Source organism: Nocardioides nanhaiensis (assembly GCF_039542785.1).
GTDB lineage: Bacteria > Actinomycetota > Actinomycetes > Propionibacteriales > Nocardioidaceae > Nocardioides > Nocardioides nanhaiensis.
The window spans coordinates 385,143-398,685 of the sequence record NZ_BAABIM010000001.1; the positions used below are offsets into that span (position 1 = coordinate 385,143).

The window sequence follows — 13,543 nt, forward strand, 5'->3', positions numbered from 1 at the left end:
ACGGAGGCTAGGGCACCCGTGCGCCGCGGTCGAGGGAGCGGTGCCAGCCGGCCAGCCGCCCGTGCTCGCTGACGGCGCGCAGCCGCTCCTCCACCACCTCCCGCGCCTCGCGCGGGGCGGCCACCAGCACGTGGTCGCCGTGGCGCAGCGCGGTGGCGCCGGTGGGGGAGAAGAGCCGTCCCTCACGCAGCACCAGCGAGACGGCGACGTCGGGCGGCAGGCGCAGCTCGGCCACCTCGACGCCGGCCAGGCGCGAGCCCGGCGGCACCGCGAACTGCAGCAGCGCCGCGCCGACCGACTCCAGCGGGGCGGACTCGACCGCGACCTCGCGCGGGTTCTGCTCCGCGACGGCGCCCAGGCGGCGCGCCACCCACGGCAGGGTGGGGCCCTGCACCAGCGTGAACACGACGACGAGCAGGAACACGACGTCGAAGATGCGCGTGGCGCCCGGCAGGCCCGCGCTGAGGGGGATCGTGGCGAGCACGATGGGCACCGCGCCGCGCAGGCCGGCCCAGCTGATGAACGCCTGGTCGCGCCACGGCACCCCGAACGGGGTCGCGCAGACGGCCACCGAGAGCGGGCGGGCCACCAGGGTCAGGGCACCGCCCACCACCACCGCGGTGGGCAGCGCCTCCCACAGCCGCTCCGGGCTGGCGAGCAGGCCGAGCAGCACGAACAGGCCGATCTGGGCCAGCCACGCGAGCCCGTCGATGAACGAGGCGGTGGCCGCCCGGTGGGGCAGGGGGGCGTTGCCGAGGGTCAGCCCCGCCACGTAGATCGCCATCAGCGCCGAGCCGCCGCTGCTGCCGGCCACGGCGAACGCCAGGAACGCGATCGCCAGGGTGGCGATCGGGTAGAGCCCGGACGCCGGCAGCGCGCTGCGCGCGAGCACCCACAGGCCGGCCCGCGCCACCACGAAGCCCAGCACCAGACCCAGCACCAGCTGGTAGCCGACGGCGCCCAGCAGGCCGATGCCCGGCGAGCCGTCCCAGGCGTCGGAGGCCACCACCGTGACCAGGATGATCACCGGCGGGTCGTTGAACCCCGACTCCGCCTCCACCGCGGCGCGCAGCCGGCTGCGCACCGGCAGGGCGCGCAGCACCGAGAACACCGCGGCGGCGTCGGTCGAGGAGGCCACCGCCCCCAGCAGGATGGCCGTGCGCAGGTCGACGTCGAGCAGCACGTAGGCCAGCGAGGAGGTGACGGCGACCGAGACACCGACCCCGACGGTCGCCAGCACCGCCGCCAGCGGCGCGACCGGGCGCACGCTGCGCCACTCGGTGGTGAAGCCGCCCTCGGCCAGGATCACCGCCAGCGCCACGGTGCCGAGCACCTGGGTGAGGTCGGCGTCCTCGAACTGCACCCCGAGGCCGGACTCGCCGATCACCAGGCCGATGGCGAGGTAGACGAGCAGGCTGGGCAGCCCGGCGCGCGAGGTGACGCGCACGGCGGCGACCGCGATGATCAGCACCCCGGCACCCAGCAGGAGGCTCAGGTTGAGGTCGGCCGGGTCCATGCACCTGCTTCCTGACCTGCCGGATCTGCCTGACCTGGGCGCCGCGCCGGACGGCCACGGTCTCGGGATCCCTGGCCGCCCGGCACTGGCGCTGCCGTGCCGGCATCGGGGGATGTCGGCCTCGGCGTGCTCCAGCCTGCCCGTGGCGGCCGCGTCGCGGAATGGGGTCCGCACCCCATCTGTGCGCGGCCGCGGCTCACTAGGGTGCGCGCATGGGCCACTCGCTGCCGCTGTACTGGAGGGTCTGCCTGATCAACGGCGGGGTCTTCGTGCTGGGCCTGCTGGCGCTGGTGGTCACGCCGGCGACCGTCTCCTCCGAGGTGCTGCCCTCCGAGGTGGCGGTGCTGGTGGTGGGCCTGCTGGCGATGCTGGGCCTCAACGCGGTGCTGCTGCGCCGCAGCCTCGCGCCGATCGACCGGGTGGTGGCCCAGATGGCCACCGTGCGCCTGCCCGGCAGCGAGCAGCGGCTCGCGGAGGGCGCGCCCGGGCCGGGCGGCCGGCTGGTGGGCACCTACAACGCGATGATCGACCGCCTCGAGCGGGAGCGGTCCGACGGCAACGTGCGGGCCATCTCGGCGCAGGAGGCCGAGCGGGAGCGGATCGCCCGCGAGCTGCACGACGAGATCGGGCAACAGCTCACCGTCGTCCTGCTGGGCCTGAGCCGGGCGGTGGAGAAGGCGCCGCCCGCGCTGGCCACGGAGCTGGCCGACCTGCGCGACAGCGCCCGCAGCGGCCTGGACGACGTCCGCCGGGTCGCGCGCCGGCTGCGGCCCGGCGTGCTCGACGACCTCGGTCTGACGACGGCGCTCGCCTCGCTGGCCTCCGAGGTGGGGGAGCGCGGCGGACCTCGGGTGGAGCGCGCCGTCGGCGCCGGGCTGCCCGACCTCGCACCCGAGGCCGAGCTGGTGGTCTACCGGGTGGCCCAGGAGGCGCTCACCAACGTGCTGCGCCACGCGGCGGCCCGGTCGGTGCGGCTCTCGCTGACCCGCCGGGCGGAGGTGGTGGTGTTGGAGGTGCGCGACGACGGCTGCGGGTTCGACGTCGACGCCGCCACGCGGGAGGGCGCCGGGATGCTGGGCATGCGAGACCGCGCCCTGCTGGTGGGCGGCACCCTGCGGGTCGCGAGCGACCGCAGCGGGACCACCGTGCGGCTCGAGGTGCCGGTGCCGTGAGCGCGTCGGCCGAGCCGGTGCGGATCCTGCTGGCCGACGACCACGCCCTGGTGCGGCGCGGCGTCCGGCTGATCCTCGAGCACGAACCCGACCTGGCGGTGGTGGCGGAGGCCGGTGACGGCGCCGAGGCGGTGGCCGCCGTGCGCGAGGCACAGGCGGCGGGCGCACCGATCGACGTCGCGGTGCTCGACATCGCGATGCCCACGATGACCGGGCTGCAGGCCGCCCGCGAGCTGGCCCGGCGCGGCGACCCGCCGCGGATGCTGATGCTCTCGATGCACGACCACGAGCAGTACTTCTTCCAGGCGCTGCGGCTGGGGGCCTCGGGCTACGTGCTGAAGTCGGTGGCCGACCAGGACCTCGTGGCCGCCGTGCGCGCGGTGATGCGCGGCGAGGCGTTCGTCTACCCCGGGGCGATGGGCGCCCTGGCCCGCGACTACCTCGACCGGCTGCGGCGGGGTGCCTCGGTGCCCGAGTCGGTGCTGACCCCGCGCGAGGACGAGGTGCTGAAGCTGATCGCCGAGGGGCTCTCCTCCAAGGAGATCGCCGTCACGCTCACCATCTCGGTGCGCACCGTGGAGCGCCACCGCGAGAACATCCTCGGCCGCCTCGGGATGCGCGACCGCACCCAGCTGACCCGCTACGCGATCCGGGCGGGGTTGATCGAGCCCTGACGGGTCGGGGCGTCCGGCCTGGTCAGCCGCCCCAGTGACCGGTGTGCACGACCTCCTGCCAGGGGCGACGGCGACGCCGTGCCGGTGACCCCTGCGCGCCGCGCGCCGACTCGGCGGGCTCGGCGGGGTGGCCGAGGGTGATGGCGCCGATGGGGTCGTGCGTGGCAGGGATGCCGAAGGCCTCGCGCAGGGCCGGCTCGCGGCCGGCGGCGATGCCGAAGAAGCAGGCGCCCAGGCCCTCGTCGACGGCCGTCTGCAGGATCAGCAGCGAGGCCATCGCGGCGTCCAGGTGCCAGTAGGGCATCTGCCAGCGGCTCTCGTCGCGGTCGGTCCAGCCCTTGTCGGGCTCGGCGTACCGCTCCACGTAGGCCGCCTTGCTGCTGCAGGGCAGCACCACCACGGGTGCGCGCATCATGCCGGCCAGCCAGGCGCCGGGGCGGTCGACGTCGTCGCTGCTGGCGCGCCAGAACCGCTCGACGGCCTCGGGGGTGTCCAGGCGCAGGAAGGCCCAGCCCTGGCTGAAGCCCGCGCTGGGCGCGCGCGTGGCGTTGGCGAGGGCGCGGTCGATGGTGGCAGGCTCGACCTCTCGCTCGGCGTAGCTGCGCACCATGCGGCGTCGCCGGACGACCTCGGAGAACTCCATGGGCGGAGCATAGGAAGGGTGGGCGGGCACGGTGGTCGACGACCTCGAGCGGATGTGGGCCGACCTCGTGCCGGTGGGCCGCTCGGCGGTCTCCGGCGGCTACCACCGCCAGCCGTTCCTCACCGCCGAGCGCGAGCTCGACGCCTGGTTCGCCGAGCAGGCCGCCGCGCGCGGGCTGCGGCTCGAGCGTGACGCCACCGGCAACACCGTGGCGTGGTGGGAGCCGCCGGGTGCCGCGGGGCCGGGGGTGCTGACCGGGTCGCACCTGGACTCGGTGGTCGACGGGGGTGCCTTCGACGGACCGCTCGGCGTGGTCTCGGCCCTGGCGGCGCTCGACGTGCTGCGCGAGCGCGGCGTGCGACCGGCGCGGCCGCTCGGGGTCGCGGTGTTCGTGGAGGAGGAGGGCTCGCGGTTCGGCCTGGCCTGCCTGGGCTCGCGACTGGCCACCGGCGCCGTCGACTGGGAGCGGGCGCGCGAGCTGCGCGACCGCGAGGGCACTGCTCTCGCCGACGTCGTCGAGGGGGGCGGGCCCGGGCTGCTGGCCGGGGTCGGCCGCTACGTGGAGCTGCACGTGGAGCAGGGGCGCGACCTCGTGCACCGCGACGCCGCCGTGGGCTGGGGCAGCGGCATCTGGCCGCACGGTCGCTACCGCTTCGACCTCTCCGGTCGTGCCGACCACGCCGGCACCACGCGCATGGAGGACCGCGCCGACCCGATGCTGACCTTCGCCATGACGGCGCTGGCGGCCAACAAGCAGGCTCGCCTGGGCGGGGCCCGGGCCACCTTCGGTCGGGTCGAGGTGAGCCCCGGCGGCACCAACGCCGTGCCCGGGCGGGTGAGCGCGTGGCTCGACGCACGTGCGCCCACTCCCGCGCAGCTGGATGCGCTGCTGGTAGCCGTGGAGCGGCAGGCCGGCGAGCGCGCGGACCGCGACGGCACCGCGCTCGTCGTCACGCCCGAGTCGGTCTCGGGGCTCGTGGAGTTCGACGCCACGCTGACGGCGCGCCTGGCCGGGGACCTGCCGGTGATCCCCACGGCCGCCGGGCACGACGCGGGCGTGCTCGCCGCGGCGGGCATCCCCACCGCCATGCTGTTCGTGCGCAACCCCACGGGCGTCTCGCACTCGCCGGCCGAGCACGCGGAGGCGGCCGACTGCCACGCCGGCGTCGCCGCGCTGGCCGACGCGCTGCAGGAGCTGCTCACCGATGGCTGAGGCCTACACCCTCGAACGCGCCTGGGTCGGCGGCGCCGTCCGCGACCAGGTGGTGGTGGAGGTCGAGGCGGGCCGCTTCACGCGCGTCGACGTCGGTGGTGGCTCCGCGGGCACGCCGCTGCCGGGGCTGACGATCCCGGGGCTGGCCAACTGCCACAGCCACGCCTTCCACCGCGCCCTGCGGGGGCGCACGCAGCGCGGCGGCGGCACGTTCTGGACCTGGCGCGAGCAGATGTACGCCCTGGCCGGGGCGCTCGACCCACGGACCTACCAGGCGCTGGCCACGGCGGTGTTCCGCGAGATGGCGGCCGCGGGCATCACCGCCGTGGGCGAGTTCCACTACCTGCACCACCAGCCGGGCGGAGCGCCCTACGGCGACCCGCAGCAGATGGACCTGGTGCTGGTGCAGGCGGCCCGGACCGTCGGCGTCCGGCTCACGCTGCTCGACACCTGCTACCTCGCCGCGGGGTTCGGGGAGGCGCCCGCCGGCGCGCAGCTGAGGTTCGGCGACGACGACGCGGACGCCTGGGCGGAGCGGTTCGACGACCTCGTCGAGCGGCTGGCCGAGGAGCCCGGCGTCGTCGTCGGGGCGGCGGTGCACTCGGTGCGCGCGGTGCCGGCCGACCAGCTGGCGACCGTCGCGCAGGCGGCCGCGGGCCGGCCTTTGCACGTGCACCTCTCCGAGCAGCCGGCCGAGAACGAGGCCTGCCTGGCCGCCCACGGCCTCACGCCCACCGGGCTGCTCGCCGAGCGCGGGGTGCTCGGGCCGCTGACCACCGCCGTGCACGCCACCCACCTCACCGACGACGACGTCGCGCTGCTGGGCACCAGCGGCACGCACGCCTGCTTCTGCCCCACCACCGAGCGCGACCTGGCCGACGGCGTCGGGCCCTCGCGGGCGCTGCACGAGGCGGGGAGCCCGCTCACGCTGGGCTCCGACAGCCACGCCGTCGTCGACCTCTTCGAGGAGATGCGCGCCGTCGAGCTGCACGAGCGCCTGGTGTCCGGGCGGCGCGGGCACTGGAGCGCTGCCGAGCTGCTCGACGCCGCAACCGCCGTCGGACACGCCAGCCTGGGGTTCGCCGACGCCGGTGAGATCGCCGTCGGTCGGCGCGCCGACCTGGTGACGCTCACGACCGACGGCCCGGCGACCGCCGGCACGGGAGCCGACGAGCACACCGCCGTCTTCGCGGCCACCGCCGCCGACGTGGTGCACGTGGTGGCCGACGGACGCGTGGTGCACACGGCGGCGCAGCGACCCGAGGTGGGCGCGCTGCTGGCCGAGGCGGTGGCCGCTGCCTGGCAGCTGGTGGAGGAGGGGGCGCGATGACGAGCACGCTGCTGACGGGCGCGGGGGAGCTCTTCGGGCACCCGCACCTCGTGTCACCGGCACTCGTGACCGACGGTGACCGCATCGCCTGGGTGGGGGAGCAGCGCGAGGCGCCCGAGGCCGACGCCGTCGTCGAGCTCGCCGGCCGCGCGGTGCTCCCCGGCTTCGTGGACTCCCACAGCCACCTGGTCTTCGCCGGCGACCGTTCCGCGGAGTTCGCCGCCAGGATGGCGGGTGAGCCGTACGCGGCGGGGGGCATCCGCACCACCGTGGCGGCCACCCGCGCCGCCACCGACGAGCAGCTGACGGCCCACGTGGCGCGGCTGCTCGGCGAGATGCGCCGCCAGGGCACCACCACGGTGGAGGTCAAGAGCGGCTACGGACTCACCGTGCACGACGAGGCGCGCTCGCTGGCGGTGGCGCGGCAGTTCACCGACGAGACGACGTTCCTGGGTGCCCACGTGGTGCCGGCGGAGCACGCCGAGGACCCCGCCGCCTACGTCGACCTGGTGACCGGTCCGATGCTGGAGGCGTGCGCCCCGCACGCCCGCTGGATCGACGTGTTCTGCGAGCGCGGGGCCTTCGACGACGACCAGGCCAGAGCGGTGCTCTCTGCCGGCGAGCGGGCCGGTCTGCGAGGCAGGTTGCACGCCAACCAGCTGGGCCCCGGCCCTGGCGTCAGGCTGGCGTGCGAGCTCGGCCTCGCCGCCGTCGACCACTGCACCTACCTCGAGCCCGCCGACGTCGAGGCGCTTCGTGGCTCCGGCACGGTGGCGACCCTGCTGCCCGGCGTCGAGTGGAGCACCCGGCAGCCCTACCCCGACGCCCGCGCCCTGCTCGACGCCGGCGTCCGCATCGCGCTCGCCTCGGACTGCAACCCCGGCTCGTGCTTCACCTCCTCGCTGCCGTTCTGCATCGCGGTGGCCGTGCGCGAGATGGGCCTGACGCCGGCCGAGGCCGTCACCGCCGCCACCGCCGGCGGCGCCGCCGCCCTGGGGCGCACCGACGTCGGTCGGCTCGAGGTCGGTGCCCGCGCCGACCTGGCGGTGCTCGAGGCCTCGAGCCACGTGCACCTGGCCTACCGGCCGGGTGTGCCGCTGGTGGCGCAGACGTGGGTCGGCGGGCGGCCGGTCTGATGGATGTCCGCGCTGGATACCGGAGACGTGCGCGGTCGATCTCCCCGACCTCGCCTGACGACGCCCTGGAGGACCCGTGCCCGACCCGCACGACGCGCAGCAGGAGGTGACCCCTCTCGAGGGGCACGAACGGGGCGAGGGGTGGCACTTGGGAGACGCGGTCGGCAACCGGTCGCGGACGGTGGCCACGGTGATCGCGGGCCTGCTCGTCCTCGTGGCGGCCGCGGCGGCGGTCAACGGAGCCTGGCCGGCCGCCGGCCTGCTGCTCGCGATCGCGGTGGGAGCCGCCGTCCTGCGGCTCGGCCGGGACCCGATGTCACGGACGCCGCAGCTCGCGGAGGGCGAGGGCGTGCTGCTGCCGGCGCGCCCGGCGCGGCCGGTGGTGCTCGTGACCTGGCTGCTCCTCGGGCTGTTGCTGTCGGTGTCCGGGGTGGCGCTGGCGCTGGACCAGCTCGTGTCTGCTGGCGCGCCCGACCGGGCGGAGGTGACGGGCGCCGTGCTCGCGGGCGGCGTCGCCCTGCTCCTGGGGATGGTGGTCCTCGGCGCCACCTGGTCCGGGGTGCGTCACCGCTCGACTCCGCGCCAGGGGCTGCTGCTGCGCCCCGACGCGCTGGTGCTGCGTACCCAGGCCAAGCCCGTCGTCCTGCCCTGGGAGTCCATCACCCGGGTCCGCCCGCACTGGAGCCGGCAGCGCGCCCGCGGCGTCACCGTGGCGGTGCGCTCGTGGCTCAGCATCGAGGTGGCCCCGCCGCTGGCGCGCGGCGAGAGCACCGCGCTCTCGGCCTTCGCCGGCACCGGGACGGTCCCGACCGTCGACATCGAGGCCGTGGCCGTGCCACCCGGTGCGGTGCTGGAGCTCTGTCGCTCCTACCTGGAGCACCCGGAGCGGCGTGATGAGCTCGCGACGTCGCAGGGGTTGCGGCGGCTCGCGGAGGCCTGCGAGCGGCACCGCGAGCGGGAGGGGGTCCGATGAGCACCGAGCTGCCCGGCACCACGCCGACCGAGTTCAACAGCGAGGGCGAGGGCTGGCACCACGACCACCGCTCCTCGCGCCGGCTGACCGTCGGTGCCTCCGTGATCCTGGGCGGCATCCTGCTGGTGAGCGCCGGGGGCGCGGCGCAGGCGCAGGCCTGGCTGGCGGCGGTCTTCCTGACGCTGGTGGGCCTGGCGGTGCTGATGCTCACCGCGGGCCGGGACCCCCGACCTCGACCGGCACGCCTCTTCACCCCTCCGGCGGATCCGCTCGACCCGCCCACTCCCGGCACCAGCACCGGTGTGCTGGTCCCCACCCGTCCCCATCGGTGGGCGACCCTCTACGCGTGGGGGGTGCTGGGGCTCGTGCTGGCCGGTGCGGGCATCGGGATGGCCGTGGAGGCCGCGATCGCCAGCCGGCCGGGCGAGGTGCTGCAGGGGCTGTTCCCCGGTGGCTTCGGCGCGCTCCTCCTCATCGGCGTGTACGCCGGCGTGCGGAACCGGCTGACGCCGCACCAGGGGTTGATGCTGCGACCCGACGCGCTCGTGCTGCGCAGCGAGGCGGTCCACGTGACGGTGCCGTGGGAAACCGTTACGCGGCTGCGGCAACACTGGACCAAGGTGAAGGCGCGCAGCGGAGCCACCGTGGCGGTCAACAACTGGCTCAGCGTCGAGACCACGCTGGAGCTGACGCCCGAGGAGACCACCGGGCTCTCGATGATGGCGCGCACCGGCACCACGCCCACCCTCGACATCGACGCCCTGGCGGCGCCACCGATCGCCGTGCTGGAGGTGTGCCGGTTCTACCTCGAGCACCCCGAGCGCCGGGCAGAGCTGGAGACCGAGCGAGGCGTCAGCGCGGTGCAGCACTGGGAGCCGCCGCGCTGAGCGGGACCGGTCAGGGGCGACCCAGCTGCGCCACCACCAGGTCGGCGAGGTCCTCGGTGAGGTCGCACCACCGGCCGTAGTCGGCCCGGTGCAGCCGCGCCGCCACCAGCGCGCCGAGCCCCGGCAGCGCCCACGCCCACTCCTCGCCGAGCAGGTCGCGGCGACCTTCGAGCCAGGCGTAGCGCCGGTAGTGCACGTCGCGGCCGTGCAGCTCGAAGCAGTCCTCGTCCTCGACGTCGAACCCGTGGCTGTGCCTGCGCAGCACGTGCAGGTCGACGGCGCGCCAGGACCGCACGTCCGGGGGGTCCGCGGGCCCCCCGAGCGAGATCAGCTCGACGCGCACCTCGGGCCGCACCCCGCCGGTCCCCGGCCGGCCGGTGAGCACGAGCAGGTCGGGACAGGTGTGCACGGCCCAGCCGGGCAGCCCCGGGAGGGTGGGCAGGGCCGGCCGCTCGGGCAGGTCCGCCGGGTCAGGCAGGGGTGCCGTGCTCGTCATCACGGGTCACCTCCTCGTGGGTCAGCAACGTGTCGAGGCGGCGGTGCAGACCCGCGACCGTCGCGGTGAGCACCGGCAGGCTGCCGGCGGCGAGGCCGCTCAGGATCCGGGGCCCCGAGGCCCGTGGGCTGGGGGGCTCCGTCGCCGGGCGCTCGCCACCTGGTGCCGGCGTGGCGCGGTGCGCCGCAGCGACGGGGTGCCTCCCGCGGTCACGGCCGGGCTCGGGGTTCGCCACGCGGTCCGGCTCGCGGTCCTGCGGCGGGGCGGACGGGGCGGACGGCGCGGGCGGGTCCTCGGTGGGACTGCGCGGAGCCTCGTCCGGAGGCAGGCTGGGCACCGTGGGCGCGCTGGTGACCGGCGAGGCGAAGCCTGCCTCCTGGGCCGGCGGCAGGCCGGTGGCGCCGCTGAGCGCCGCGCGGTAGCGACGCTGCGCCGCGTCCTCGAGGGCGCGGCCCTTGGCGGCGATGGTGTGGAGCCTGCGGTAGAGCGCCCGCTGCTCGGGCTCGGCGTCGGCCGTGGGTGCCTGCACCACCCAGCCCTCGACGCCCAGCCGCCCGCGGGCGACGGCGCGCACCCGCGACATCAGCGACCGAAGGTCGGCGAGGTCGTCGGCGAGCACGAGCAGGGCGCCGGCCAGCAGCTCCAGCTGCTCGCCGAGACGGCGGGCGGCGAGGGCGAGCCCGGTGCAGCGGGCCCGGTAGGCCTGCGCGGCCATCCCCTCGAAGCCGGCGCGACCGGGCAGCGCCTGCGCGGCCAGCAGCTGCTCGCCGTGCTGCACCGTGCCCGCGAGCTGCTGCAGGCGACGGGCGGACTCACGGCACGGCCCGGGGCTGCCCTCCACCCAGGTGTCGATGCTCATCGCCGGCTCACCCGCCGACCTGCATCAGCAGCAGGCCGTGCAGCGCACCGACCTCGCCGTCGAGCTCGACGACGCTCTCGACGAACGCCTCGAGTCCGTCGCCGGTGCCACGCAGGGCGTCGCTGAGGGTGTGGCTCCGGGTGAGCAGCAGCTCGAGCCCGGCGGCGGTCGCGGCGCGACTGGTACCGGTGTCGGGAGCGGGGACCGCGGCGTCGTCGGCGTCGTCGGCGACGTCGAGGCCGTGGCGGACCAGCGTGCGGCCGGTGGCCAGCACGGCGGTGGGGTCGATGTCGAACATGCCGCCACCCTGCCCCGGTGTCGCGTTCCGTGGGCCGGGCCGACGTCGCCCTGTGGAGGACCGGCGTCGGGAGTGCCGCCTGTGGACGGGAAGTGGGCCGGTCAGCCCCGGTCGAACGCCGCGCGCACCTGGGTCTCGGAGAGCCCGTAGTCCTTCAGGGAGTAGCGGTGCGAGGGCTTGGCCGCTCCCTCCTTGCTCTCGCGGTCCAGCTCGGCGACGGCGGTCTCGACCTCGGGCCCCCAGCCCAGGTCCCACCGCTCGTAGAGCCCGCGCACCACGCCCATCGGGTCGGCGCGCAGGTCGTCGAAGGCGACGTCGGCGAACTGCGCGGCGTCGTAGCGCGGCCGGGCGTCGTGGAAGGCGTGGTAGGCGTGCGACCAGAGGCCGAGCTGGGTGTGGCCGATGACGCCGCCGACGTAGGTCTCGGAGTGGCCCTCGGTGGTGGCGGCCGAGAGCGAGCAGGAGGAGGCGATGCAGACCACCGGGTCGCGGTGGGTGTAGACGACCAGGGCGTCGGGGTAGACCGCCATCAGGGCGTCGAGCGCCGTCATGTGCGAGGGGTTCTTCAGCACCCAGCGCTTCTCGGCGTCGTTCAACCCGATCAGCTGCAGGTTCTGCTTGTGGCGGGCGAAGGCGTCGGTCCAGTCCTGGCCGCGCAGCCAGTCGGTGTAGCGGGGCAGGTTGGCCAGCGACTCGTAGGAGTTGGACTTGCCGGTCTGGCGCAGCAGGCGCCAGCACTCCTCCACCGAGGTGGCGTCCATGTAGTGGATCCCCAGGTACTCGGGCGACTCCACGTGGTGTGCCGAGAACGCCTGCTGCATGGCCGTGAAGATCGGGTCGTCCTCCCAGGTCTCGCGCGGGGGCCGCGGCTGGGGGTACTGCGTCAGCCACATCTCCAGACCTTGCGCGGCCGGGTCGGCGTGCAGCAGCCGGTGCAGCGCGGTGGTGCCGGTGCGGGGCAGGCCCATCACGAAGACGGGGCGCTCGATCGGCACCTCGGCGTGCTCGGGCCGGGCGTTGAACTGGGCCTGGGTGAGCAGCCGGCCCACCAGGGCGCTCTTCACCTCCGAGCGCTGGAAGTAGTTGCCGCGCGGGGTGAGGCCGGCCTCGGGGGAGGCGAGGTCCTCGACCAGCACGCGCAGGCCCTCCTCGTGCGCGGTGCCGCCGAAGTCGTCCATGCCGGTGGTGCGCACCGCCGCCGCGGCGATGTCGTCGTAGGTCCCGACGTCGGCGCGCTCGCGCGTCATCACGTTGTCGCTCATCGCGCCTGCCCTCTCAGTTGTCGTGGAACTCGCCGCAGTCGACGTTGAGCATCGTGCCCGTGACGGCGCTCGCGAGGTCGCTGGCCAGGAACAGCGTGGCGCGCGCGACCTCCTGGGGGGAGGCGAGGCGCTTGAGGTCGGTCGGGGCGGCCTTCTCGGCGTACACCTCGTCGTGGGTGCGTCCGGACTCGCTCGCGATCCAGTCGAAGTAGGACTTGTTGACGTCCTCGTAGATGTAGGAGGGCGCTACGCTGTTGACGCGGATGCCGCGCGGACCGAGCTCGGTGGCCAGGCTGGAGGCCAGGTGGGCGAGCGTGCCCTTGCTGAGCTTGTAGCCGCTGTACTCGGGCTCGCTGGAGTACTGCACGCAGGAGTTCAGCATCACGATCGACCCGCCGGGCTTGTCGGGTGAGGCGGCCAGGGCGTCGGCGAACAGGGCCGAGAGCCGCAGCGGGGCGAAGACGTTGGTCTCGTTGGCGGCGCGCAGGGCGTCGAGGTCCAGCGTGCTGATCGGGTCCATCGGCGGGATGCCGAAGGCGTTGTTGAGCAGGCAGTCCACGCGGCCGAACTCCTCGAGGCTGCGCTCCACCAGGCGGGCGCGCGAGGCCTCGTCGGTGATGTCGGTCGGGACGACGAGCGCCCGCCGCCCGTGCGCGCGGACCACCTCGGCCATCTTCTCCAGACGCTTCTCGGTGCGGCTGACCAGCACCAGGTCGGCGCCCATCTGCGCGGCCTCCTCGCCCAGCGCCCGGCCCAGGCCGGGGCCGACGCCGGAGAGCACGATCACCTTGTCCTGCAGCAGGGGAGCCGGGGTGTAGGCGGCCTCGACGAGGGTGGCGGCGGCCTCGTGGGCGGCGGCGGTGGTGGTCACCGGGTCACACTAGAACGTGTTCCAGTTTGGCGTCTACGGCGGAGCTGCCCAGGCCGGAGGTGTCGCACGTCGCGCTGAACGGGGTGGTGGTGCACGGCTGGGACCGGTCGTGACCCGCGGTGGACCCAGGCGGGCTGAGGCTCGCACCTGGGCTCGAGGTCCGCGCTCTGGGCGCGCAGCTCGACGAGCTCGGCGGTGGTCAGCCGGTGGGTG

General features: G+C 75.4%; 14 protein-coding genes. 7 read left to right on the plus strand and 7 right to left on the minus strand.

The features are described from left to right. Nucleotides 1–7: 7 nt before the first annotated feature. Entirely contained in the window at nt 8–1,516 is a 1,509-nt protein-coding gene (locus ABD948_RS01830) for a potassium/proton antiporter (RefSeq protein WP_345262340.1), read from the minus strand. A 212-nt stretch (nt 1,517–1,728) separates the two neighbouring features. Between ABD948_RS01830 and ABD948_RS01835 the strand changes: the two genes are divergently transcribed. Then, a complete protein-coding gene (locus tag ABD948_RS01835) occupies nt 1,729–2,688 on the plus strand; it encodes a sensor histidine kinase (protein WP_345262341.1) in 960 nt (319 codons plus the stop codon). Then, complete coding sequence (locus ABD948_RS01840) at nt 2,685–3,362, plus strand: response regulator (RefSeq protein ID WP_345262342.1); 678 nt, start codon at nt 2,685–2,687, stop codon at nt 3,360–3,362. Before ABD948_RS01835 ends, ABD948_RS01840 begins: the two co-directional genes overlap by 4 nt. Nucleotides 3,363–3,384: 22 nt before the next feature. Here the strand turns inward: ABD948_RS01840 and ABD948_RS01845 are convergent, their stop codons facing one another. Further along, a complete protein-coding gene (locus tag ABD948_RS01845) occupies nt 3,385–4,005 on the minus strand; it encodes a nitroreductase family protein (protein WP_345262343.1) in 621 nt (206 codons plus the stop codon). A gap of 31 nt (nt 4,006–4,036) precedes the next feature. Between ABD948_RS01845 and ABD948_RS01850 the strand changes: the two genes are divergently transcribed. The 5 genes from ABD948_RS01850 (at nt 4,037) to ABD948_RS01870 (ending at nt 9,544) form a co-directional block, all read left to right on the plus strand. Next, nucleotides 4,037–5,218, plus strand: a complete 1,182-nt coding sequence (locus ABD948_RS01850) for an allantoate amidohydrolase (RefSeq protein ID WP_345262344.1) — start codon at nt 4,037–4,039, stop codon at nt 5,216–5,218. Then, on the plus strand, nt 5,211–6,548 hold the full coding sequence (locus ABD948_RS01855) for a formimidoylglutamate deiminase (protein ID WP_345262345.1): 1,338 nt from the start codon (nt 5,211–5,213) through the stop codon (nt 6,546–6,548). Before ABD948_RS01850 ends, ABD948_RS01855 begins: the two co-directional genes overlap by 8 nt. Next, a complete protein-coding gene (gene hutI, locus ABD948_RS01860) occupies nt 6,545–7,684 on the plus strand; it encodes an imidazolonepropionase (protein ID WP_345262346.1) in 1,140 nt (379 codons plus the stop codon). Before ABD948_RS01855 ends, hutI begins: the two co-directional genes overlap by 4 nt. A 148-nt stretch (nt 7,685–7,832) precedes the next feature. Beyond that, complete coding sequence (locus ABD948_RS01865; protein WP_345262347.1) at nt 7,833–8,657, plus strand: hypothetical protein; 825 nt, start codon at nt 7,833–7,835, stop codon at nt 8,655–8,657. Beyond that, nucleotides 8,654–9,544, plus strand: coding sequence for a hypothetical protein (locus tag ABD948_RS01870; RefSeq protein WP_345262348.1), 891 nt, complete (start codon nt 8,654–8,656; stop codon nt 9,542–9,544). Before ABD948_RS01865 ends, ABD948_RS01870 begins: the two co-directional genes overlap by 4 nt. Before the next feature lie 10 nt (nt 9,545–9,554). Here the strand turns inward: ABD948_RS01870 and ABD948_RS01875 are convergent, their stop codons facing one another. The 5 genes from ABD948_RS01875 to ABD948_RS01895 form a co-directional block, all read right to left on the minus strand. After that, nucleotides 9,555–10,040, minus strand: coding sequence for a hypothetical protein (locus ABD948_RS01875; protein WP_345262349.1), 486 nt, complete (start codon nt 10,038–10,040; stop codon nt 9,555–9,557). Then, the gene (locus ABD948_RS01880; RefSeq protein ID WP_345262350.1) at nt 10,015–10,899 is read right to left on the minus strand and encodes a hypothetical protein; all 885 of its coding nucleotides are present in this window, start codon (nt 10,897–10,899) and stop codon (nt 10,015–10,017) included. The genes ABD948_RS01875 and ABD948_RS01880 overlap by 26 nt, the downstream gene beginning before the upstream one ends. Before the next feature lie 7 nt (nt 10,900–10,906). Next, on the minus strand, nt 10,907–11,197 hold the full coding sequence (locus ABD948_RS01885) for a hypothetical protein (RefSeq protein WP_345262351.1): 291 nt from the start codon (nt 11,195–11,197) through the stop codon (nt 10,907–10,909). Between the two features lie 101 nt (nt 11,198–11,298). Beyond that, nucleotides 11,299–12,459, minus strand: a complete 1,161-nt coding sequence (locus tag ABD948_RS01890; RefSeq protein WP_345262352.1) for a sulfotransferase family protein — start codon at nt 12,457–12,459, stop codon at nt 11,299–11,301. Nucleotides 12,460–12,472: 13 nt separating this feature from the next. Continuing rightward, nucleotides 12,473–13,330, minus strand: coding sequence for an SDR family oxidoreductase (locus tag ABD948_RS01895; protein ID WP_345262353.1), 858 nt, complete (start codon nt 13,328–13,330; stop codon nt 12,473–12,475). Nucleotides 13,331–13,543: the final 213 nt, after the last annotated feature.

Bases quoted from the DNA above. Each gene is read 5' to 3' on its own strand.
- ABD948_RS01830 (WP_345262340.1), bottom strand. From the start codon at position 1,516: ATGGACCCGGCCGACCTCAACCTGAGCCTCCTGCTGGGTGCCGGGGTG.
- ABD948_RS01835 (WP_345262341.1), top strand. From the start codon at position 1,729: ATGGGCCACTCGCTGCCGCTGTACTGGAGGGTCTGCCTGATCAACGGC.
- ABD948_RS01845 (WP_345262343.1), bottom strand. From the start codon at position 4,005: ATGGAGTTCTCCGAGGTCGTCCGGCGACGCCGCATGGTGCGCAGCTAC.
- ABD948_RS01855 (WP_345262345.1), top strand. From the start codon at position 5,211: ATGGCTGAGGCCTACACCCTCGAACGCGCCTGGGTCGGCGGCGCCGTC.
- hutI (WP_345262346.1), top strand. From the start codon at position 6,545: ATGACGAGCACGCTGCTGACGGGCGCGGGGGAGCTCTTCGGGCACCCG.
- ABD948_RS01870 (WP_345262348.1), top strand. From the start codon at position 8,654: ATGAGCACCGAGCTGCCCGGCACCACGCCGACCGAGTTCAACAGCGAG.
- ABD948_RS01875 (WP_345262349.1), bottom strand. From the start codon at position 10,040: ATGACGAGCACGGCACCCCTGCCTGACCCGGCGGACCTGCCCGAGCGG.
- ABD948_RS01880 (WP_345262350.1), bottom strand. From the start codon at position 10,899: ATGAGCATCGACACCTGGGTGGAGGGCAGCCCCGGGCCGTGCCGTGAG.
- ABD948_RS01885 (WP_345262351.1), bottom strand. From the start codon at position 11,197: ATGTTCGACATCGACCCCACCGCCGTGCTGGCCACCGGCCGCACGCTG.
- ABD948_RS01890 (WP_345262352.1), bottom strand. From the start codon at position 12,459: ATGAGCGACAACGTGATGACGCGCGAGCGCGCCGACGTCGGGACCTAC.